Source organism: Subtercola boreus, from assembly GCF_003399645.1.
GTDB lineage: Bacteria > Actinomycetota > Actinomycetes > Actinomycetales > Microbacteriaceae > Subtercola > Subtercola boreus_A.
Window position 1 is genome coordinate 79,869 of record NZ_NBXD01000024.1, and the last position, 20,117, is coordinate 99,985.

General features: G+C 68.4%; 19 protein-coding genes and 1 tRNA gene. 8 read left to right on the forward strand and 12 right to left on the reverse strand.

Going from position 1 to position 20,117, the window contains the following annotated elements:
- Nucleotides 1-64 precede the first annotated feature (64 nt).
- Nucleotides 65-1,663: a reverse transcriptase family protein gene (locus B7R24_RS11795; RefSeq protein WP_147304029.1), complete on the reverse strand. Its 1,599-nt coding sequence runs from the start codon at nucleotides 1,661-1,663 to the stop codon at nucleotides 65-67.
- Nucleotides 1,664-1,749: 86 nt separating this feature from the next.
- On the opposite strand from B7R24_RS11795, the gene B7R24_RS11800 reads away from it, so the two are divergent.
- Nucleotides 1,750-2,163 (forward strand): PPOX class F420-dependent oxidoreductase, encoded by a 414-nt coding sequence (locus tag B7R24_RS11800; RefSeq protein ID WP_116419176.1) that lies wholly within the window; start codon nucleotides 1,750-1,752, stop codon nucleotides 2,161-2,163.
- A gap of 43 nt (nucleotides 2,164-2,206) precedes the next feature.
- The gene (locus B7R24_RS11805; protein WP_253259440.1) at nucleotides 2,207-3,214 is read left to right on the forward strand and encodes an alpha/beta hydrolase; all 1,008 of its coding nucleotides are present in this window, start codon (nucleotides 2,207-2,209) and stop codon (nucleotides 3,212-3,214) included.
- Between the two features lie 30 nt (nucleotides 3,215-3,244).
- Here B7R24_RS11805 and B7R24_RS11810 read toward each other — a convergent pair whose 3' ends face one another.
- The 3 genes from B7R24_RS11810 to B7R24_RS11820 all read right to left on the reverse strand — a co-directional run bounded on the left by B7R24_RS11810 (nucleotide 3,245) and on the right by B7R24_RS11820 (nucleotide 5,516).
- Nucleotides 3,245-4,429, reverse strand: a complete 1,185-nt coding sequence (locus B7R24_RS11810) for an alanine racemase (protein WP_116419178.1) — start codon at nucleotides 4,427-4,429, stop codon at nucleotides 3,245-3,247.
- 57 nt (nucleotides 4,430-4,486) lie between these two features.
- A tRNA-Thr gene (locus B7R24_RS11815) sits at nucleotides 4,487-4,559 on the reverse strand.
- Between the two features lie 54 nt (nucleotides 4,560-4,613).
- The gene (locus B7R24_RS11820) at nucleotides 4,614-5,516 is read right to left on the reverse strand and encodes a DsbA family protein (RefSeq protein ID WP_116419179.1); all 903 of its coding nucleotides are present in this window, start codon (nucleotides 5,514-5,516) and stop codon (nucleotides 4,614-4,616) included.
- Between the two features lie 224 nt (nucleotides 5,517-5,740).
- Here B7R24_RS11820 and B7R24_RS11825 point away from each other — a divergent pair, with 224 nt between their 5' ends.
- Together B7R24_RS11825 and B7R24_RS11830 are read left to right on the forward strand one after the other, a co-directional pair.
- Nucleotides 5,741-6,844, forward strand: a complete 1,104-nt coding sequence (locus B7R24_RS11825; protein WP_116419180.1) for an ABC transporter ATP-binding protein — start codon at nucleotides 5,741-5,743, stop codon at nucleotides 6,842-6,844.
- Nucleotides 6,845-6,931: 87 nt separating this feature from the next.
- Complete coding sequence (locus tag B7R24_RS11830) at nucleotides 6,932-8,296, forward strand: DUF4032 domain-containing protein (protein WP_116419181.1); 1,365 nt, start codon at nucleotides 6,932-6,934, stop codon at nucleotides 8,294-8,296.
- A gap of 1 nt (nucleotide 8,297) precedes the next feature.
- On the opposite strand, the gene rlmB is transcribed toward B7R24_RS11830, so the two are convergent.
- Genes rlmB through B7R24_RS11850 form a run of 4 tightly spaced genes read right to left on the reverse strand, consistent with a single transcriptional unit; the run spans nucleotide 8,298 to nucleotide 12,626 of the window.
- A complete protein-coding gene (rlmB, locus tag B7R24_RS11835) occupies nucleotides 8,298-9,419 on the reverse strand; it encodes a 23S rRNA (guanosine(2251)-2'-O)-methyltransferase RlmB (protein WP_116419182.1) in 1,122 nt (373 codons plus the stop codon).
- Nucleotides 9,412-10,830 (reverse strand): cysteine--tRNA ligase, encoded by a 1,419-nt coding sequence (gene cysS / locus B7R24_RS11840; RefSeq protein ID WP_116419183.1) that lies wholly within the window; start codon nucleotides 10,828-10,830, stop codon nucleotides 9,412-9,414. Before cysS ends, rlmB begins: the two co-directional genes overlap by 8 nt.
- A 57-nt stretch (nucleotides 10,831-10,887) precedes the next feature.
- The gene (ispD, locus tag B7R24_RS11845; RefSeq protein WP_116419184.1) at nucleotides 10,888-12,117 is read right to left on the reverse strand and encodes a 2-C-methyl-D-erythritol 4-phosphate cytidylyltransferase; all 1,230 of its coding nucleotides are present in this window, start codon (nucleotides 12,115-12,117) and stop codon (nucleotides 10,888-10,890) included.
- Nucleotides 12,118-12,143: 26 nt separating this feature from the next.
- Nucleotides 12,144-12,626, reverse strand: a complete 483-nt coding sequence (locus tag B7R24_RS11850) for a CarD family transcriptional regulator (protein ID WP_116419185.1) — start codon at nucleotides 12,624-12,626, stop codon at nucleotides 12,144-12,146.
- Between the two features lie 163 nt (nucleotides 12,627-12,789).
- Between B7R24_RS11850 and B7R24_RS11855 the strand changes: the two genes are divergently transcribed.
- Nucleotides 12,790-13,377 (forward strand): hypothetical protein, encoded by a 588-nt coding sequence (locus B7R24_RS11855; protein ID WP_116419186.1) that lies wholly within the window; start codon nucleotides 12,790-12,792, stop codon nucleotides 13,375-13,377.
- A gap of 37 nt (nucleotides 13,378-13,414) precedes the next feature.
- On the opposite strand, the gene B7R24_RS11860 is transcribed toward B7R24_RS11855, so the two are convergent.
- Together B7R24_RS11860 and B7R24_RS11865 are read right to left on the reverse strand one after the other, a co-directional pair.
- A complete protein-coding gene (locus B7R24_RS11860) occupies nucleotides 13,415-14,095 on the reverse strand; it encodes a response regulator transcription factor (RefSeq protein WP_116419187.1) in 681 nt (226 codons plus the stop codon).
- Nucleotides 14,092-15,246, reverse strand: coding sequence for a sensor histidine kinase (locus tag B7R24_RS11865; RefSeq protein WP_116419188.1), 1,155 nt, complete (start codon nucleotides 15,244-15,246; stop codon nucleotides 14,092-14,094). Before B7R24_RS11865 ends, B7R24_RS11860 begins: the two co-directional genes overlap by 4 nt.
- A 214-nt stretch (nucleotides 15,247-15,460) precedes the next feature.
- Between B7R24_RS11865 and phoU the strand changes: the two genes are divergently transcribed.
- Entirely contained in the window at nucleotides 15,461-16,117 is a 657-nt protein-coding gene (phoU, locus tag B7R24_RS11870) for a phosphate signaling complex protein PhoU (protein WP_116419189.1), read from the forward strand.
- Between the two features lie 123 nt (nucleotides 16,118-16,240).
- Here phoU and B7R24_RS11875 read toward each other — a convergent pair whose 3' ends face one another.
- Nucleotides 16,241-16,993 (reverse strand): phosphoglyceromutase, encoded by a 753-nt coding sequence (locus B7R24_RS11875; RefSeq protein ID WP_116419190.1) that lies wholly within the window; start codon nucleotides 16,991-16,993, stop codon nucleotides 16,241-16,243.
- A gap of 17 nt (nucleotides 16,994-17,010) precedes the next feature.
- On the opposite strand from B7R24_RS11875, the gene B7R24_RS11880 reads away from it, so the two are divergent.
- The gene (locus tag B7R24_RS11880; RefSeq protein WP_116419191.1) at nucleotides 17,011-17,835 is read left to right on the forward strand and encodes a class I SAM-dependent methyltransferase; all 825 of its coding nucleotides are present in this window, start codon (nucleotides 17,011-17,013) and stop codon (nucleotides 17,833-17,835) included.
- Between the two features lie 8 nt (nucleotides 17,836-17,843).
- Here B7R24_RS11880 and B7R24_RS11885 read toward each other — a convergent pair whose 3' ends face one another.
- Nucleotides 17,844-18,956 (reverse strand): FUSC family protein, encoded by a 1,113-nt coding sequence (locus tag B7R24_RS11885; protein WP_116419192.1) that lies wholly within the window; start codon nucleotides 18,954-18,956, stop codon nucleotides 17,844-17,846.
- Between the two features lie 97 nt (nucleotides 18,957-19,053).
- Between B7R24_RS11885 and B7R24_RS11890 the strand changes: the two genes are divergently transcribed.
- The gene (locus tag B7R24_RS11890) at nucleotides 19,054-20,088 is read left to right on the forward strand and encodes a hypothetical protein (protein WP_147304030.1); all 1,035 of its coding nucleotides are present in this window, start codon (nucleotides 19,054-19,056) and stop codon (nucleotides 20,086-20,088) included.
- Nucleotides 20,089-20,117 lie beyond the last annotated feature (29 nt).

The window sequence follows — 20,117 nt, forward strand, 5'->3', positions numbered from 1 at the left end:
TTACGCAGTACGGGCGTTGCCGTGGGTGCGGAGGCTCCCAGAATCTGGGATGCTCAGCAGATTCTCACTCTCGGGGCACCCCCCAGTCGATGCTGTTGAATTCCCGGATCAGACGGCGTGTTTTCAAGGGGTTGACAGAGCTCGAATAGGAGATGCGACCGAGGAGATGAGCCCGAAAATCGGGGACCCCTGCACGGTTCTGCGAGGCGGGCCCGAGCGTCGCGCAGTTGTGCAACAGAGCCTTCAACCGGTCGAATTCCTCCCGGGGCAGGCTCGATCCGGTGTTGACCACGATGCCGGTGACCCGCTGGCTGGTACTGGCCGGGCTGACGCGGCTCTTGCGCGGGTTCACCTCGTGACCCTCATCGTCGACAAGCCGTGTCACACCCCGGACGAAGGCCTCGGCACGGCGCTGCAGGGCGACCGGTCCGCTGAAGACGAGGTCGTCTGCATACCGGGTGTACCGGGCACCCACAGCAGCCGCATACCCCTCGAGACGGGCATCGAGACGGCGGATGGCACCGTTGGCGAGCGCCGGCGAGGTCGGCGCTCCCTGCGGCAGGTGGGCCGTCGCCAGAGCCTGGCGCAGGGCGAAACGCTCGTCGGGTCCGCCGCCCGGCGGCATGGCTGAGATCACCCGCGGTGGCACGCGGTTGGTCGTGAGGCCGGTGATGGTCGTGGCGACCGCCTCCGAGAACCCGGCCCGTCGGAGGGACCCGTAGACGCCGGCAGCGGTGACGCGGGCGAAGAAGGTCGTCAGGTCGAGCGAGATCACCACGGCACTGCCGCTGTGCACGCGGGCCCCGGTCAGTGCGCTCCGGCCGGTCACGAAGCCGTGGGCTGCGTGATGCACCGGCAGCAGCGCCAGAACCTCGTGGAGCAGGGTTCGCTGCACGCGGCGCATCCGCTCGGTGGGCACCTCGAGCAGACGCGGGCAGCGGCCGGGGCGCAGGCGCCACTCGTAGCGGTAGAGGTGCAGGGCGCCGGGCCGGGCGCGGCGGTTGTAGGCGCGCACGTCGGCGAGCCAGTCGAGTTCGCCGGGGGTGACCCCGAGGAGGGCCGCGAGGGCGGCGGGTGTGGCAGGGATCGGGCCGGGGGTGGCGGGGGTCGGGCCGGGGGCGACCGGCGGCTGGGCGGGCGCCTCCGCGGTGATCGGGTAGCGCAGCACCGCGAGCGGACGACCGCGAGCCTCGGCACGGCCGACCGCGTCGAGGAAGGGCTGGGAGTGACGGATGATCGCCGCCAACTCCCGCGGAGCATCCTGTGGCGGCGTGCGGTACACCGAGCGCACCTCCCGCACGAGGGCGGGCAGCCAGCGGTGACGCGCGCCGAAGACGCCCTGCAGGGCGCTGAGCATACCGGTGGGCGTCCAGTCCGGCGCGGCGGGCGGCGCAAGCAGTACGAGGGCCAGGGCCGACGCGACCGCCTCGGCGCTCGGCTGCGGTCGGCGGGCGAGGACAGCGGAGGCGGGAGTGGCCGGGGTGGGAGGGGGCGGGGTGCGATGGCCCGCAGACGACCTGTGCTGAAGCGCGGGCGCTCGGCCGCTCGGAGTGCGGAGAGGCGCCTGCGACGTCGTGCCGGAATCGATCTGCGTGCCCCGGGGTAGCCCCGGAGAGGACGGATCAGCGTCTGAACCATCCACCTCGTCTGCAGACCATCGCACCCCCGTTACGCTAACGCACACTCCACACAGGGCGCACGGATCGCCTCCGGGTTGCCCGGCCGCGCCCGACCCAACAGGATGGACAGATGCATCCCTCGCTCGGGCTGACCCCCGCCGCCCTCGAATTCACCCGCGACCGGCACCTCGCCATCCTCAGTACCCTCGGGCCGACCGGCCTGCTGCACTCGGTGCCCGTCGGCTTCACGCTCGAAGACGGCGTCGTGCGCGTCATCACCGGCGACGGCACGCAGAAGGTGCGGAACGTCGAGCGCGGTCTGCAGGCATCCGTGGCCCAGGTCGACGGGGTGCGCTGGATCAGCTTCCAGGGTGTGGCGACGATCAACCGCGACCCGGCGGCGATCGCTCACGCGGTGGAACTCTACGCGGGGCGCTACCGGCAGCCCCGGGTCAACCCGCTCCGCGTCGTGATCGAGATCGAGGTGGGCCGGGTGCTCGCCTCGTCGGGGCTCCTGGCGAAGGATGCTCCCGAGGCGTCGTGACGCTCGGGCGGGCTCGGGAAGCGGCGGCCGTGAGGGGCGGATCGTGAAGCACAGCCGGCGCCGTCGGCGCGTCGTGCTCCCCGCAGTGGCGCTCGCACTCGGGGTCGTCGTGGCCATCGCCTGGGTGGTGAGCCCGTGGCCGGCGGCACTGCTCATCCGCGCGCTGTTCGAGAGGAGCGCCCACGACACCGTCGCCGAGATGGAGCCGTTCGTTCCCCATGGGGTCGACGAGCGTCTCGATCTCCCGTACGGCACGGAGGGGGCAGACACCACGTTCGACCTGTTCACCCCCGCGGGTACGTCGGGTGCGTTGCCGACGGTGATCTGGATCCACGGTGGCGCCTGGGTGTCGGGAGACAAGGCCAACGTCGACCCGTACGTGAAGATCATCGCGTCGCACGGGTACACCACGGTCAGCCTCAACTACACCGTCTCGCCCGAGGCCGTGTACCCCGTCGCGCTGACACAGCTGAACTCGGCGCTCGCCTTCCTGGTCGCGCATGCTCCCGAGTACAACATCGACCCGGGGCGGATCGTTCTGGCCGGTGACTCCGCCGGAGCGCAGTACGCCAGCCAGCTGGCGAACCTCGCGACGAACCAGGTTGTCGCGACGACGCTGAAGCTGCAACCCGGTCTCTCGCCCGGGCAGCTGCGGGCGGTCATCCTGGATTGCGGAATCTACGACGTGAGCGGCATCCCCGATGCGCCCGGTCTCGCGGGGTACGGCTTTCGGGTCGCGCTCTGGAGTTACCTCGGCCAGAAGGACTGGGCAGGAACGGCGGGCGCCGGCCAGATGTCGAGTCTGACGTATGCGACGGCGGCCTTCCCGCGCACCTGGATCTCGGGCGGCAACGGCGACCCGCTCACCGAGGGGCAGTCGAAGCCGTTCGCCGCCAGGCTGCACTCACTCGGCGTCGCCGTGCACACCGAGTTCTACCCGGACGACCAGCAGCCGGCGCTCGGGCACGAGTACCAGTTCAGGCTGACGTCATCCGCCGCCCAGGGTGCCCTTCAGTCCACGCTCGAATTCCTGGCCACGGCGACCCGGTGACCGCGGCCTCTGGCGACCGGTGTGCCCCGCTCAGAAGTGCGTGCGCACGGCGCCCCGCACGATCGCGCCGTCGTCAACCAGCAGCACGAGGCGCCAGCGGTCGAAGGCCGTGCACGGGTGCGAGATGCCGAATCGCACCACGTCGCCCGGGGTGATCACGAAGGCATCGGCGACGCGAAGGTAGCCGTGCTGGTCGTCCATGCGGAACAGGTCGAGATCGGCGCCGGTCACCGGATGCTCGCTCCCCCCGCTCACGAAGCCCTTCGCGCGGGGCAGGCCCTCATCGAAGGGCGCGTCGCGTTTGCCCATCGCGACGACCGCGAGGCCGGGTTCGGGCGTCGAGACCACCCGCGCCCAGACGTCGAGCGCGGCGACAAGCCGCCCCTCCCCCGGGATGCGGCCGAACGGTGTCTTTCCGGCGTACACCCCGTCGTCGTGAGTGAGGTAGGCGCCCGACCTGAGCAGCGCGGTCGTACCGGGGCGCCGGCGACCGAGTTCTTCGGCGACGACGTCGAAGAAGGCGCTGCCGCCCATCGAGACGATCGACTCGGCGGGCAGGAGGCCTTGGTCGAGCAGGTCGTTGTGCGTGTCGAGCGCATCGGCGAGGTACGAACGCACGGCGGCGACGGAGGTGAATCCACCCTCGTAGCCGGCGGTTCCGCGCAGGGTGAGGCCGGGGACCGCGTGGAGGGCTGCAGCCAGGTCGAGCGCGTCGCCACGGCTCCGCACACCGGTGCGGCCACCCGCCCAGCCGAGCTCGACGAGGGTGTGGATCGTGCCGCCCGGTCGCGCCTCGAGCGCCCGGGCCATGGCCGCGACTCCGGCCGCGCTGTCGACGTAGACCAGCACATCGGTGTCGGCCTGCCGGCTGCCGAGCGAGCGCTCGGCGATCCAGGCGAGCCCTGCCGGGTCGAGCACTTCGTTCGCGATGACCAGGCGACGGATGCCCGCCTCCCACGCGACGATCGCCTGCTGCACGGAGGCGACGGTGACACCCCAGGCGCCGGCGTCGAGCTGGCGCGCGGCGAGCGCAGGCGCCATGTGCGTCTTCATGTGGGGCGCGAGCAGGAGGCCGTGGCGCCGGGAGAACTCGGCCATCGTGCGGATGTTGTGCTCGAGGGCCGACTCGGCGATGCTCAGGATCGGCAGCAGGGAAGCGTCGAGAACGTGCCTGCCGAGGGGGACCTCGCCCGACGCTGTCTCGCCCTTGTCCATGGGTGTTCCGTCTGATGGGGATGGAGGGGGTGGGGCCGGAAAGAAGAGGAGGATCGGGGCCGGCGGCGGGACTTGAACCCGCAACCCCCGCTTTACAAGAGCGGTGCGCTACCAATTGCGCCACGCCGGCAGATGGAACACCCCATTGTAGCCATGCTTCGGCCCGGCGTTCGAGCCCCGGGTTCTAGCCCGCGGCGGGGGTCGGCGTGGGCGTCGCGGTCGACGTCTGGCCCGAGACCTGCAGCACGAAGTTCGCAAACGCGTTGGCGTCGGTGAGCGAGCCCTGGTACTGCTGGCCGTCGACCAGCACGGTGGGTGTCCCGGTCACCTTCGCGACCGTGGAACCCGGCAGGGGCTCGGTGGTCGCGCGGGAGGTGGAGTCGGCGACCCAGCCCTTGAAGTCCTGGTTCGTGATGCAACTGTTGATCTGATCGGCCGAGCCCACGCCGGCCTGGCCGGCCAGTTCCTGGAGCTTGGCGTCATCCAGCCCGCTCGAGCCCTCGGCCGGCTGGTTGGAGAACAGCAGCGCACTGAAGTCGTAGAAGTTGTTCGGCGAGTAGTTCGAGACGCAGGCCGCGGCGTTCGCCGCGCGGGTGGAGTACTTGGTGCCGAGCGACGAACGGTCCAGCAGCGAGAGCGGGTGCACCTCGTAGGTGGCCGCTCCGCTTTCGATCCACTTGCCGATCTGGTCGAGGTTGGTCGCCTCGAACTGGCCGCAGTAGGGGCACAGGTAGTCGATGTAGACCCGGATGTCGAGAACGCCGGCGGCGTTCGTCGCGCTCGGGGTCGGCTGCTGGCCCGCAGACAGCGCGGGGGTCGTCTCGGCAACACTGCCCTGGCTGATCTTGATGCCATCGCTGGCCATGTTGAGGGGGCCGGGGCCGGCGGTCTTCACCGAGCTGGCGACGATCAGCACGACACACACCACGATGGCGATCACCACGACGCCCAACCCGCTGAACAGGATGGCGCGGTTGCGAATGTCTTTCTTGCGCTGCTGCTCGCGCAGCTGCTTCGCCTTCTCACGCGCGGCCTCACGCCGTTCGTTCTTGTTCTGGCGGCTGTCGTCGGGTCGGCCGTTGGTCATACGTAGTGCTCCGGAGCTCGGGGGTGTCGATGCGGGTCATACAGGGAATGTGGGCCTCATGCCGGGGGTAGCGGCGGGCATCCATAGATAGTAATGACCCTGACTGGGAATGCGGTAAACGACGGGCGTGTCATAATGGATGACGGATCTTCGATGGCGTTGGTCCGCATCCATCACAACGGATCGTCCGGCACGTACCTGCCGGTGAAGGAAGAGAAGAAATCATGGCGTCTGTAACATTCGATCATGCCAGCCGGTTGTACCCGGGCTCGACGCGCCCCGCTGTCGACCAGCTGAACCTCGAGACCGCCGATGGCGAGTTCCTCGTTCTCGTCGGCCCGTCGGGCTGCGGCAAGTCGACCTCCCTGCGCATGCTCGCCGGCCTCGAAGAGGTCAACTCGGGCAACATCTTCATCGGTGAGCGCAACGTCACCGACGTGCCCCCGAAAGACCGCGACATCGCGATGGTCTTCCAGAACTATGCGCTCTACCCGCACATGACCGTCGCCGAGAACATGGGCTTCGCGCTGAAGATCGCCGGCGTCAACAAAGACGAGCGTGCATCGCGCGTTCTCGAGGCGGCGAAGCTGCTCGACCTCGAGCCCTACCTCGGCCGGAAGCCGAAGGCCCTCTCGGGTGGCCAGCGCCAGCGCGTCGCGATGGGCCGGGCGATCGTTCGCCAGCCCCAGGTCTTCCTCATGGATGAGCCGCTGTCGAACCTCGACGCCAAGCTGCGGGTGCAGACGCGCACCCAGATCGCGTCGCTCGTGCGTCGCCTCGGGGTCACCACCGTCTACGTCACGCACGACCAGACCGAGGCCCTCACCATGGGCGACCGCATCGCCGTGCTGAAAGACGGTCTGCTGCAGCAGGTCGGCACCCCTCGCGACCTGTACGAGAAGCCCGAGAACGTGTTCGTCGCCGGGTTCATCGGCAGCCCCGCGATGAACCTCTTCGTGGCCGACGTGGTCGACGGCGGAGTGCAGTTCGGCACCTCGGTCATCCCGGTCGAGCGCGACCTGCTCGGCTCGATCAACGGCCGCACCGTCACCATCGGCGTGCGCCCCGAAGACATCGTGGTCGCCTCGAACTTCGGCGAGGGCCTTCCGGTCGACGTCGACCTCATCGAGGAGCTGGGTGCCGACGGTTACCTCTACGGTCACGCCGACGTCAACAGCAAGCGCACCGACCTCGTGACCCGCGTCGACGGTCGCGTTCACCCGAACGCCGGCGAGAAGGTCTACCTGACCGCCAAGCCCGGCCACCTGCACCTCTTCGACGTCGAGAGCGGCCAGCGCGTCGGCAACAAGCCGGTCGTCAACGCCTAACCACCCGTCAGTGTTCGGGCCTGCCGCATCGTCTCGGCAGGCCCGAACCTGTTTAACACCGTCGGCAACAGCACTGAGGAGCATCCTGTGAGCGGCTCACTGAACATCACGTCGGCCACCGTCGACCCTGCCCTGCTCGACCTGCCCTGGCAGTTGCCGCTCGACGAGTGGCCCGAGGCGAACATCGCTCTGCTGCCCAAGGGAATCTCCCGGCATCTGGTGCGGTTCGCGCACCTCAGCGGCCACGTCATCGCCATCAAGGAGACGACCGACGAAATGGCGAAGCGCGAGTACGGCATGCTGAGGAGCCTCCAGGGCCTCGAGATTCCCTGCGTCGACCCGCTCGCCGTGATCACCAACCGCTCCGATGTCACCGGCTCGGAGCTGAACTCGGTGCTCGTCACCCGGCACCTGAAGTTCTCGCTGCCCTACCGCGCGCTGTTCTCCCAGACCCTCCGACCCGACACGGCGACCCGGTTGGTCGACGCCCTGGCCGTGCTGCTCGTGCGGCTGCACATCATCGGCTTCTTCTGGGGCGACGTCTCGCTGTCGAACACACTCTTCCGACGCGATGCCGGGGCGTTCGCCGCCTACCTGGTCGATGCCGAGACCGGCCAGCTCTACGACGGCGGGCTGTCGAACGGACAGCGCGAGAACGACCTCGAGATCGCGCGCGTCAACATCGCCGGCGAACTGATGGACCTCGAGGCCGGCGGCAAGGTCGCCGACGAGCTCGACCCCATCCGCATCAGCGACGGCATCGTGGCCGCCTACCGTTCGCTCTGGAAGGAGCTGACCGGCAGCGAGTCGTTCTCCTCGTCCGAGCGCTGGCGCATCAATGAGCGCGTCGACCGGCTCAACGATCTCGGTTTCGACATCGAGGAGCTCGCGATCAAGACCGACGCGGGCGGCGACACCGTGCGCATCCAGCCGAAGGTGGTGGATGCAGGGCACCACCAGCGCCGTCTGCTCCGCCTCACCGGGCTCGACGCCGGCGAGAACCAGGCCCGCCGCCTGCTGAACGACCTCGACTCGTACACGCTGAAGTTCGGCCGCCGGGACTACGACGAAGAGATGCTGGCCCACGAGTGGCTCGCGCGCGTCTTCGAGCCCGTCGTGCGGGCCATCCCCCGCGACCTGAAGGGCAAGCTCGAGCCGGCCGAGGTGTTCCACCAGCTGCTCGAGCACCGCTGGTTCATGAGCCAGCGGGAGAGCCGCGACGTGCCGCTCGCCGAGGCACTGAACTCCTACATCAACGACATCCTCCGCAACCGCCGTGACGAGGCGACGGTGGTCGGCCCGCCCACCGGCATGATCACGATGCCGATCTCCGTGCGCGCCGGCGCGGTCGCCGACCTCGATGCCGAAGGTGCAGACGGCCCCGGCGCCGAGACCGAGGTCGCGCCGGATGCCGCCTCAGAACCCGAAGCGGACTGGCGCCTGACCGTCTGACCTACTTCGTCAGGGCCGCAGCCGCTCTGAGGCGCGAGATCTCGTAGAGGGTGACGGATGCGGCGATGCCGGCGTTCAGGGACTCAGTCGCCGAACTGATCGGAATGGAGACGATCGCGTCGCAGGTCTCGGTGACGAGACGCGAGAGGCCCTTGCCCTCGCTGCCGATCACGATGACGATGGGGCCCATCGCGAGATCGAGGTCGGGCAGAGCCATGTCTCCACCGCCGTCGAGGCCGATCACGAACGCGCCCTTGGCCTTCAGCGCCTTGAGCGACTGCGTCAGGTTCGGGGCCATCGCGACGGGGGTGCGGGCGGCCGCGCCGGCCGACGTCTTCCACGCCGAGGCGGTCAGGCTGACCGAACGCCGGGCGGGAACGATGACACCCTGCCCGCCGAACGCTGCGGTCGACCGGATGATCGCCCCGAGGTTGCGCGGATCGGTGATGCCGTCGAGCGCCACCAGCAGGGGCACCTCGCGGCGCGCAAGGATCTCGTCGTAGAGGTCGACGGGGTGCGCATACTCGTACGGCGGTACCTTCAGCGCCACACCCTGGTGCACGGAGTCGAAGCCGGCGAGGCGATCGAGCTCCGGCCGCATGACCTCGAGGATCGGAATCTGGCGCGAGGTGGCGAGCTGCAGCAGCTCCTTCACGCGCTCGTCGTACTCGATGCGCGTCGCGATGTAGAGCGTCGTCGCGGGGATCCTGGCGCGAAGGGCCTCGACCACCGAGTTGCGACCGGTCACGATCTCGCTGTCTTCACCGCGGCTGAGCGGACGGCGCTGCGGGCGCGCCGGCTCCTGGGGGCCACCGCGGCTCGCGCCGGAGACCGCACCGCGGGCCGAACCGGAACGCGCGGCCGGACCGCCGCGCCCCGCGATCTTCGGCTCGTTCGAACGCTGCACCGGAGTGCCGGGCTTGCCCTTGCCGCCCGCTGCGGCATACCGCTCCTTGGCGGCTTTGGCCTTTCCCGCGGGGTGGTACGGGCGGTCTTCGGCCTTGGGCGTGGGCTTCTTACCCTCGAGCGCCTGGCGACCCTGCCCGCCCGAGCCGACGGCCGGGCCTCTGCTGGTACGCCGAACCGCGCCGGGGCGACCGGGCTTCTTACCTGTGTTAGCCATCAAAACTCCAATGTGCACCCGTGGAGGTGTCTTCTATCGTGATGCCGGCCTGCCCCAATTCGTCGCGGATGCGATCGGCGGTGGCGAAGTCCCGGGCTTTTCGTGCAGTCTGTCGGTCTTCGAGCAGCCGCTCCACCAGGGCTTTGAGGGCCGTGCCCGTCGAGCTCTGCTCGCCCGTCGACCACTGGGGGTCGATCGGGTTGATGCCGAGAACACTGGTCATGGCGAAGACCTGGCCGAGCAGGCGGGCCGCCTCGGCGAAGTCTTCGGCGTCGAGAGCGGTGTTGCCGTCGCGCACGGCCTCGTGCAGCACGCCGAGGGCCTGCGGCACGCTGAGGTCGTCGTTCATGGCGGTGCGGAAGGTGTCGGGAACGGTCTCCACCGTCGCCCCGGCGAACCGGGTCCCCTCCAGCCGGCGGGTGGCGCGCTCGAGGAAGCCCTCGATGCGGCCGAGCGCCGCCTCGGCTTCGGCGAGCGAACCATTCTGGAATTCGAGGGTCGAGCGGTAGTGCGCCGCCCCGAGGAAGTACCGCACCACGAGCGGGCGGGCGGATGCCAGCAGATCGGCCGCGTAGACCGAGTTGCCGAGCGACTTCGACATCTTCTGCCCCGTCACCGACACGAGCCCGTTGTGCAACCAGAGGTTCGCGAACGGGTCACCGGCCGCGTGGGACTGGGCCAGCTCGTTCTCGTGGTGGGGAAAGCGCAGGTCGAGCCCGCCGCCGTGGATGTCGAACTGCGGCCCGAGGTACCGGGTGCTCATCGCCGAGCACTCGATGTGCCAGCCCGGCCGGCCGGTGCCCCAGGCGCTCTGCCACGACGCCGTCGACGGCTCGCCATCTTTGTGCCCCTTCCAGAGGGCGAAGTCGCGCACGTCGCGCTTGCCGCGCGGATCGGCGTCTTCGGCCGAGGCCATGTCGCCCAGCTTCTGGTGGGTCAGTTCGCCGTACGACGGCCAGGAGACCGTGTCGAAGTAGACATCCCCGGAGCCGTCTTCGGCCGCGTAGGCGTGACCGGCATCCACCAGTCGCCCGATGAGCGCGAGCATCTCGGGGATGCTCGCTGTCGCGCGGGGTTCGTACGTCGGGGCGAGGATGCCGATCGCACTGTAGGCGGCCGTGAACTCGAGCTCGGTGCGGTACGCGAGCGCCCACCACTGCTCGCCCGACTCCACGGCATTGGCCAGTACCTTGTCGTCGATGTCGGTCACGTTGCGTACGAACGTCACATCGAGCCCCGAGAAGTTCAGCCAGCGGCGCAGCTGGTCGTAGGCGAGCGCCGAACGGAGGTGACCGATGTGGGGCGAGGACTGCACCGTCGGCCCGCAGACGTAGACGCCGACCCGCCCGGGCACGAGGGGCACGAGGTCCACCAGCGCCCGGAGGCGGGAGTCGTAGAGGCGAAGAGTCACCGACCCAGTTTAGGGCGTCGGCCGGAGGGCTCCCCGGCTCGTTACGCGGCGTACCCCTCAGACGGCATAGACGAGAGCGGTCGCGATCGCGACGACTCCCTCGGTGCGGCCGGTGAAGCCGAGCCCGTCGGTCGTCGTCGCCGAAATGCTCACCGGGGCGCCCAGGATGCCCGTCAGCACGGCCTCCGCCTCTGTGCGCCGCGCAGCGAATCGCGGGCGGTTGCCGATGAGCTGCACGGCGACGTTGCCGACACGGAAACCCGATGCCCCGAGCATCCGGAGCGTTTCGGTGAGGAACACCTCGCCGTGGGCGCCCGAGAACTGCGGATCGGAGGTGCCGAAGGTGCTGCCGATGTCTCCGAGCCCCGCTGCCGAGAGCAGGGCGTCGCAGATCGCGTGAGCCACTGCGTCGCCGTCGCTGTGCCCGGAGAGCCCGGTCTCACCCGGCCAGAACAGCCCGGCGAGCCAGAGCGGCGTTCCGGCCCCGTCCCCCGACTGTCCTGACGGAACCGAGTCTCCTGACAGAATCGACGCGAACGCGTGCGAATCGACGCCGACCCCGGTGCGGGGCAGCACGAGACCGGGCGTGGGCTGCAGCACCTGCTCCGCGCGCCGCAGGTCCCATGGGGTCGTGATCTTGAAGGCGAGCGGGTCGCCGTGGATGATCGACACGTCATGACCGATCGAGGCGACCAGCGCTGCATCGTCGGTGAATTCGGTGCCCGCGGCGGCGTAGGCCTCGTCGAGCTGGGTGCGCGGAAAGCCCTGAGGGGTCTGCACGGCAGAGAGCTCCGAGCGGTCGACCGTCTCCAGCGCGAGCCCGGCGCGATCGGTGCGCTTGATGGTGTCGCTCACCGGGAGCCCGGGAATGGCGCCCCGACCCGAATTTCTGACCGAATCGATCACCGCCTCGAATTGGGCGAGCGGAGTGAGTGCGCGCGCGGCGTCGTGCACGAGAACGACACTGACCGTGCTCTCGAGCAGAGCGAGGCCCCGGGCGACGGATTCCTGCCGGCTGGCCCCGCCGGCTGTGACGGTGAGGTGAGCGGATGCTGCACCGGCAGCATCCCGGCCGATCTGTTCAGCTTCGGCCAGTCGCTCGACGGGCGCCACGATGACCACCTGCGCGGGCTCTCGGAGGGCGAAGACCGGATCGAGCGAGCGCGAGAGGATGCTGCGACCACCCAGCGACACGAAGGCCTTCGCCTGGCCGTGGCCGAGACGGGTTCCGCTGCCGGCGGCGACGACGATCACGGCGACCGTGCTGGTGGGGGGAGGTGTGCTCACGCACCCAGCCTAGGTGCGGCGCCCGCTCAGGAAGCGAGCGCCTCGTCGAGCAGCGCCGAAGCCTTCACCTCATCGGTCTTCTCAGCGAGGGCGAGTTCGGAGACGAGGATCTGGCGAGCCTTGGTGAGCATGCTCTTCTCCCCCGCCGACAGTCCTCTGTCGTGGTCGCGACGCCAGAGGTCGCGAACGACCTCGCTCACCTTGATCACGTCGCCCGAGGCGAGCTTCTCGCCGTTGGCCTTGAAGCGGCGCGACCAGTTGGTCGGCTCCTCGGTGAAGGGCGTACGCAGAACCTCGAAGACCCGGTCGACCCCTTCGTGGCCGATCACGTCGCGAACACCCACGAGTTCGACGTTCTGGGCGGGAACCTTGATGACGAGGTCACCCTGGTTGACCTGCAGCGTCAGGTAGACGCGCTCTTCGCCCCTGATGACGCGGGTGGTGACTTCGGTGATGGTTGCAGCGCCGTGATGCGGGTAGACCACGGTTTCGCCGACCTCGAAAAGCATGGAGTTGGTTCCTTTCCACAGCAATGAATTTACCACAGGGCAACCTTTCGCCACCGGTCGTCGTCAAACCGGGCGACGGTCGTCGATAGGCTAAACTCGCAAGGGTTCACCGCCCGGCACCGCCCCTCACAGCACGGGGCAGCGGGCACCTCTGGAGGGTTTTGTGAGAACACGGTTCGCGGCATCCATTCTCGTCGCCGCACTCGTCAGCGTCAGCGCGACCGGGTGCGCCTTCATCACACCCCAGGCGACGACGAGCATCGGCCAGGTCACCGAAGGGGTCGACGGCAACGTCTCCCCCGACATCTCCGTGCGGAACGCCACGCTGATCAGCGATGACAGAACCTCCGCGAGCCTCATCGTCTCGCTTGTGAACACCGGCGACGAAGACCACCAGGTCGTCATGCAGTACGAGGGGGCCTCGGGATCGAGCAAGGAGGCCGTCGCCCTCGTCTCCGCGCACAGCACGCTCACCATCGGCGGCGACACCGACCAGCAGTTCGTGCTCGACGGCGTCGACCTCGTCGAGGGCTCGCTCTTCCCGATCTTCTTCCAGTACGGAACGGTGACCGGCACGAAGCTGATGGTTCCGGTGCTCTCGAGCGACTGGCAGCAGTACGACGGACTGGCACCGACCATGACGCCGACACCGACCGCCACGGCGACGCCCGTACCCACTGCGACCGCGGTGCCCACTGCGACCGCGGTGCCCGTGCCGACCGCGACACCGGCGGCGACGACCGCCCCGTAGGCCTCGCAAAACGGGGCCGCGGAATGCGGGCCGGGGGTCAGGCCTCGAAACGGTACCCGAGACCCCGCACCGTCACGAGCAGCACGGGTTCTGAGGGCGACTGCTCGATTTTCGACCGGATGCGCTTGATGTGCACGTCGAGAGTCTTCGTGTCGCCGAAGTAGTCCGATCCCCAGACACGGTCGATCAGCTGCCCGCGCGTGAGCACGCGACCAGCGTTCCGCAGCAGCATCTCGAGCAGCTCGAACTCCTTGAGCGGCATGGGGGTGTCGAGACCGTTCACGGCCACGGTGTGCCGCTCGACATCCATTCGCACCGGGCCGGCCTCGAGCACCGGCTCGCCGAGGTCGCTCGTCTCGCTGCGGCGCCGCATGACGGCCCGGATGCGCGCGAGCAGCTCGCGCGAGGAGTACGGCTTGGTCACATAGTCGTCGGCCCCGAGCTCGAGTCCCACCACGATGTCGATCTCGCTGTCTTTGGCGGTGAGCATGATGATCGGCACCTGGGAGCGCGTGCGGATCTCGCGGCACACCTCGGTGCCCGGGATGCCCGGGATCATTAGGTCGAGCAGCATCAGCTCGACGCCGCCCTTGTTGAACTCGGCGATGGCGGTCGGGCCGTCGGCCGCGACCGTGACCGCGTAGCCCTCGCGCTGCAGCAGGTAGGCGAGAGGCTCGCTGAGCGCGATCTCGTCTTCGACCAAGAGGATCTGGATCACCGTTGTTCTCCTAACGAGGCCACCGCGGCATGTGACGCCGCCGGCAGCCGGATGGTAAAGGTCGACCCGAGTGCGGGTTGCGACCAGACGCGGATGTCGCCGCCATGGTTCTCGATCACATGTTTCACAATGCTGAGCCCGAGGCCCGTGCCTCCCGTGTTGCGTGAGCGAGCCTGGTCGACCCGGAAGAACCGTTCGAACACCCGACCCAGGTCGTCTTCGGGAATGCCGATGCCCTGGTCGGTGACGGCGATCTCGACGACACCCTCGGTCAGGTGCACGCCCACTCCGACCCGGGTGCCCTGCTGCGAGTACTGCACCGCGTTGGCGATGAGGTTGTGCAGGGCGAGCACGAGCAGGCCCTCGTCACCGTACACCTGGGTGCCGGCGTCGCCGCCGCTCACGATCGTGACGTTGTGGGTGTCGAGCTGCACGTGGTTCTGGTCGATCGCACTGGCGACGATGGAGTCGACGTCGAGCAGCTCGGCGCCGGTCAGCACGTCGGCCGCCTGCAGCCGGGAGAGCTCGATGATCTCGCGGGTGATGCGGCCGAGCCGCTGCGCCTCGGTCTCCATGCGCCGGGCGAAGCGACGCACCTGGTCGGGGTCGTCGGCGGCCGGTTCCAGTGCCTCCGCGAGCAGCGAGATCGCTCCGATCGGCGTCTTCAGTTCGTGGCTGATGTTGGCGATGAAGTCACGCCGCACCTCTTCGAGGCGATGGGCCTCCGTGCGATCATCCGCCAGCAACAGAAGGTATCGGCTGCCGAGGCGGGCGACCCGTACCTGGAGGTGGATCGTGGCGTCGCCGAAGGGGCCGCGCGCGAGGCTGAGGTCACGGGAGACGGGCTCACCGGTACGTCTCACCGAGTCGACCATCGCGACGAGCTGCGGATGCACGAGACCGTGGTTCCAGACGAGACCGAACGCAAGCGCGGCCGGCGACACCTTCACCACGTTGTTCGAAGCATCGAGAACCACTCCGGCGGAATCGATGGCATCGATGACCTGGTCGACGCCGTCGGGAACGCTGGGGTCGACGATCGTCGCCGCGTGGTCTCCGCGCCGAGCGGCGGCGAAGAGAACGAAGACGAAGCCCGAGCCCACAGCGAGGCCGAGTGCCACAGAGAGCAGCACCAACAAGCCTGAATCCATAGCGACTACACTAATGACTCTCATCGCCCGCCCGGTCGCCGGTACCTACCTGGGCCTTTGGGGTCGTGGGAAGTTCAGCCATTCGGCACCTTCTGTTAACCTCGGCTCGGCAGAATGTCGGTGTCTGCTGTGGGCTCTACGATTACAGGCTCCGGCACAGTTCGGTGCGACCGCGCCAGATCACCAGCGAAGCACCGCAGAAAGGTTCATTCCCATGCGCGAGGTATTCCAGCAGGAACTCCGTGAAGTCCAGGAGCGCCTGGTCGAGATCAGCCGCCTGGTCGTCGTCGCCATCACGAACGCCACGACGGCGTTCAACGAGTCGAACGTCGCGCTGGCCGAGCAGGTCATCGCGGAAGACCCCAAGATCGACGCGCTGGCCTCCGACCTCGACGAGCTCGCCATCAGCATCATGGCGCTGCAGCAGCCGGTTGCCCGCGACCTGCGCATCGTCGTCAGCGCTCTGCGCATGAGCGCATCACTCGAGCGCATGGGCGACATTGCCGAGCACATCGCCCAGCTCGCCCGCTACCGCTACCCCGACAAGGTCGCCAAAGACAGCCTGCTCGGCGTGTTCAGTGAGATGGGCGCCCTCGACGTGAAGGTCGCCGAGATGCTCAGCCGCCTCATCGAGACCGAGGACCTCGCGCTGGCCGACCAGATCCGCGACACCGACGACCGCATCGACGAACTGCACCTCAGCGTGTTCGAAGCCGTTCTCAGCGAGACGTGGGGCGGAACATCCGTGAACACCGTCGACGTGACCCTCGCCTCCCGCTACCACGAGCGTTTCGCAGACCACGCCGTGAGCATCGCGAAGAAGGTCAAGTACCTCGCGACCGGCGAGTGGACCGGCTCGGGCGTGCGCTGACGCACCCGCCTTAGTGAGAACCCCCGACGTTGCGGTGTCGGGGGTTTCTTCGTTCGGGGCCAGAACTGGGGGCGTGCCCCGCTTGGAGCGAGGCGCCTCTTCAAGGCGCCTCGCCGCTGACACCTACTTCTTGGCGCCCTGCGCCGCGACGGCTGCGGCGCCGGCGGCGGCGGCCTCGGGGTCGAGGTAGACGGCAGGCTCGATCGGCACGAAGTTCTCGTCGAGCCTGTAGACGAGCGGGATGCCTGTGGGAATGTTGAGCTCGGCGATGTCGCCGTCGGAGATGGTGTCGAGGTGCTTCACGAGTGCTCGCAGAGAGTTGCCGTGCGCCGTCACGAGCACGGTCTTGCCGGCCGCGAGATCGACGGTGATGTCGCTGAACCAGTAGGGCAGCATGCGGTCGACGACGTCTTTGAGGCACTCGGTGCGGGGAACAGCGTCACCGAGGTCGGCGTAGCGCGGGTCGCCGAACTGGGAGAACTCGTCGTCGTCGGTGATGGGGGGCGGCGGCACATCGTAGGAGCGACGCCAGGTCTGGAACTGGTCAGCGCCGTACTCGGCGAGTGTCTGCGCCTTGTCCTTGCCCTGCAGGGCTCCGTAGTGGCGCTCGTTGAGGCGCCAGGAGCGCTTCACATCGATCCAGAGGCGGCCGGCGACGGCGAGCGCGAGGTTCGCCGTGTCGATGGCGCGCACCAGGCGTGACGTGTACAGCACGTCGGGTGTGAGGCCCGATTCGGCGAGCAGCTCGCCCGCGCGCTTCGCCTCGCCAACGCCCTGATCGCTCAGCCCCACATCGACCCAGCCGGTGAACAGGTTCTTCTGGTTCCAGTCGCTGTTTCCGTGGCGGAGAAGGATCAGGGTGTAGGGCTCAGTCATGGAATTAGTCTAGAACCATGCCCCACGGCACCATCACGCGCGGAACCACCAATACCAACCGCCTGCGCCGCGTCGACCGGTGGATCGCGACGCTGCCTGCGCTCCGCACCGCGGTGTCGCCGCTCGTCGTCGACCTCGGCTACGGCGCCAGCGGCGTGACGGCGTTCGAGCTGCAGCACCGGTTGGCCCGCGTACGGCCAGAGGTGGAGGTGGTCGGTCTCGAGATCTCGCCCGAGCGGGTGGCGACTGCGCTCGACCAGCTGCGTTCCGTGCATGCAGGTTCGACCGGGTTCGCGGCAGACGCGCCCGTCAGCTTCGCGCTCGGCGGGTTCGAGGTGCCCCTGCCCGGCGGGCGCTCGGCCACGGTCATCCGGGCCTTCAATGTGCTCCGGCAGTACGACGAGGCAGAGGTGCCGGCCGCCTGGCGAAGGATGACCGGGCGGCTCGAACCCGCCGGCACCCTCGTCGAAGGCACCTGCGACGAGATCGGGCGAGTGGCGAGCTGGGTCGCACTGGGCGTCGACGGGCCGCAGACATTCACGCTCTCGCTGCGGCTGGCGGAGCTGGAACGACCATCGATCGTTGCCGAACGGTTGCCGAAGGTCCTCATCCACCGGAACGTGGACGGCGAAAGAGTGCACGCGCTGCTGGTCGAGCTCGACCGGGCGTGGCGGCACAACGCTCCCCTCTCGGTGTACGGTCCGCGGCAGCGCTGGGTGGCCGCCGTGCGCACCCTCGGCGCCTCGGGGTGGCCGGTTCTCGGCCCCGCCGCGCGCTGGCGGCTCGGCGAACTGACGCTGCCCTGGTCATCCGTCGCCCCCCGCGGCTTCGCCTGGGAGTAGCGCGCGGGTCAGAGGGCGGGGAGGGCCCCGCGGGCCTCGTCGGGGGTGAGGCCGGTGACGGTGAGGAGGTCCATGACGAGGGGGCGGAGCTCCAGCACGACGGAGCTCTCGACGAGACCCGAGTCGGGGAAGAGCTCGCCGGGGCTGAGCCGCACGGCGACCAGGATCAGGCTCTGTCGCACAAGCGGACGCACCACGGGGTCGTCGAGACTCTGCTCGAGCAGGTTCACGGCACCCACCAGCTCATTCAGCAGGTCGGCGAGCTCCGGACGGGCCTGCCCGTCGCGCATGACGACGCTGAGCCGACGGGTCACCACGCGAAGGTCGCGGAGCGCGAGATCGACACCGCCGAGCATCTGGTCCAGCCGCTCTAGGTCGGGAAGCCTCCGGCGGAGAAACGGCGAGATTCGCGCAATTCCGATCGCCGAATCGAGCGAGACACGCCACTGGTCCATCAGCGGCTGGGTCGAACGGGCCAGGTCGAGCACCGATCCGACGTCGCTCGCATCACCGCGCCGGAGTTCGACGACCAGGCGTTCGAGGATGCGGCTGAACGTTCTGAGCACTCGCCTCGCGTCTGCGTGTGCGTCCCGCCGGGCATCTCGGGGCAGCAGTGCGGTGAGCAGTAGGGCGATCACTCCCCCTATGACGCCGTCGACGGTGCGGGTGAACGGCCCGCTCGCGGCCATCGGCAGGATCGCGACGAGCGCCGACTGTGAGGCGGCGACGATCGCGAATCCGGGTGCCGCCGAGAAGAAGCGCGCCGCGAACAGCGTGAATCCGACACTCAGCGCGAGCTGCCAGACGCCCTGTCCGCACGTGAGCAGAATGACCTCGCTCAATGTAATACCGAGGGTCACCCCGATGGCGGTCTCGAGCACCCTCAGCGGCCGGGCATCCCGCACGAACCCCAGGCTCGACAGCGTCACCGTGGCGGCCGTCACCGGGGTGAGGTGGCCGAAGAGGTAGTACGCGATGGCATACGACACCACGACGGCGACGACGAGTTGGATGATCGGCAGCGCCGACCCGGCCGACCGGGCTGCTCCCACCCGTGCAAACGCCCGCAGGCGCTGGGTGGTGGCTCGTGTGTCTGCGATGCGGACAATGCTACCCGCCACCGCAAACGCTCGATTCCGCAAAGTGGCGTAATGACAGCGAAAGTGTCGCATCTCTTCGTTCAGAGGCACAGTAGGCCTCCCTGAAGAAATGAGCACCATGGCTGTCCCTCTCCCGTCGATCACCCTCGCAGAGACCCCACGTCGACGCCGCCCGACAGGGCTCTTGCTGGTCGCAGCCCTCCTCGCCGGTGGGCTGTCCACGTTCATCCTCCCCGCCACCAGTGCCTCGGCCGAGGCAATCGACTGCGGCTATACCCCGGGGCTCTCCGAATACATCGGCGCCGGACGAGACGGGGTGACGTGCATGGGCGGCGGTACCCACGGGCCGGGCACGGTCTACGGATCAGGCCATCTCCCCGGCCAGACGGTGCCGGGAGGCAGCACGGCGGGGTCAGCGTGCAACTACTCCGCCCCCGCACTTCCTGATGCCTTCTACGGCTGGGGAAACGTGAGCACGTCGACGACAAGTTTCGACCACACGCGCGATGACGGCACTCTCTGGCACTCCACGCGAACGATGTACAGCCGTAACGGCCATTACGTAGCATCGCGACAAATCAACACCTCCCTGGGCAAACCTCTCGAGGTGAACTTCAATGACTTCACACTCATCGAAGGTCGCGTTCTCCTCACCATGACCTTCAACTGCAAGACCGATCCGACGTGGGTCGTCGATGAACCGACCATTTTCCATCCCGATGAGAATGTGGCCCCGACGCCGGGAGCTCCTGCCACAGCCTCTCGTTCACTCGACACAAGGGCCTCCATGGCCCCCGTTCCGTTCCATCCCGGAAAGTATTTCCTCCGAGTGGATCTGACGAACAACCATCCTGCTCCCAGTGTCACGGGGTTCTCGATGAGTCTCGATCTCTCTTCCTACTCTCTTGATGAGATCATCACCTCGCCGCGAGACTCCAGCTGCCCTGAGGCCCTCACCTTCGCCGAACTCTGCGTTTCACCGGCCATCAGCCCCGGAGAGACACAGACATTCACAGCCGTGGTGAGCGCACGTGCGGGCGTCTCTGCGACTGCTCCTATCACCGTGCTCACCTCCCACGACGGCTGGCGAAAGATTGGCCCCGTGAACCGGCCCGGGGAGAAGCTGACCCTCACGACCGTCGCTCCCGGATAGTTTGATCGCAACAGTTTCGCCCCGCTGGT

Coding starts and splice junctions, on each gene's coding strand:
- B7R24_RS11800 (WP_116419176.1), top strand. CDS start 1,750: ATGCATCCCTCGCTCGGGCTGACCCCCGCCGCCCTCGAATTCACCCGC.
- B7R24_RS11810 (WP_116419178.1), bottom strand. CDS start 4,429: ATGGACAAGGGCGAGACAGCGTCGGGCGAGGTCCCCCTCGGCAGGCAC.
- B7R24_RS11820 (WP_116419179.1), bottom strand. CDS start 5,516: ATGACCAACGGCCGACCCGACGACAGCCGCCAGAACAAGAACGAACGG.
- B7R24_RS11825 (WP_116419180.1), top strand. CDS start 5,741: ATGGCGTCTGTAACATTCGATCATGCCAGCCGGTTGTACCCGGGCTCG.
- rlmB (WP_116419182.1), bottom strand. CDS start 9,419: ATGGCTAACACAGGTAAGAAGCCCGGTCGCCCCGGCGCGGTTCGGCGT.
- B7R24_RS11850 (WP_116419185.1), bottom strand. CDS start 12,626: ATGCTTTTCGAGGTCGGCGAAACCGTGGTCTACCCGCATCACGGCGCT.
- B7R24_RS11865 (WP_116419188.1), bottom strand. CDS start 15,246: ATGGATTCAGGCTTGTTGGTGCTGCTCTCTGTGGCACTCGGCCTCGCT.
- phoU (WP_116419189.1), top strand. CDS start 15,461: ATGCGCGAGGTATTCCAGCAGGAACTCCGTGAAGTCCAGGAGCGCCTG.
- B7R24_RS11875 (WP_116419190.1), bottom strand. CDS start 16,993: ATGACTGAGCCCTACACCCTGATCCTTCTCCGCCACGGAAACAGCGAC.
- B7R24_RS11880 (WP_116419191.1), top strand. CDS start 17,011: ATGCCCCACGGCACCATCACGCGCGGAACCACCAATACCAACCGCCTG.
- B7R24_RS11890 (WP_147304030.1), top strand. CDS start 19,054: ATGGCTGTCCCTCTCCCGTCGATCACCCTCGCAGAGACCCCACGTCGA.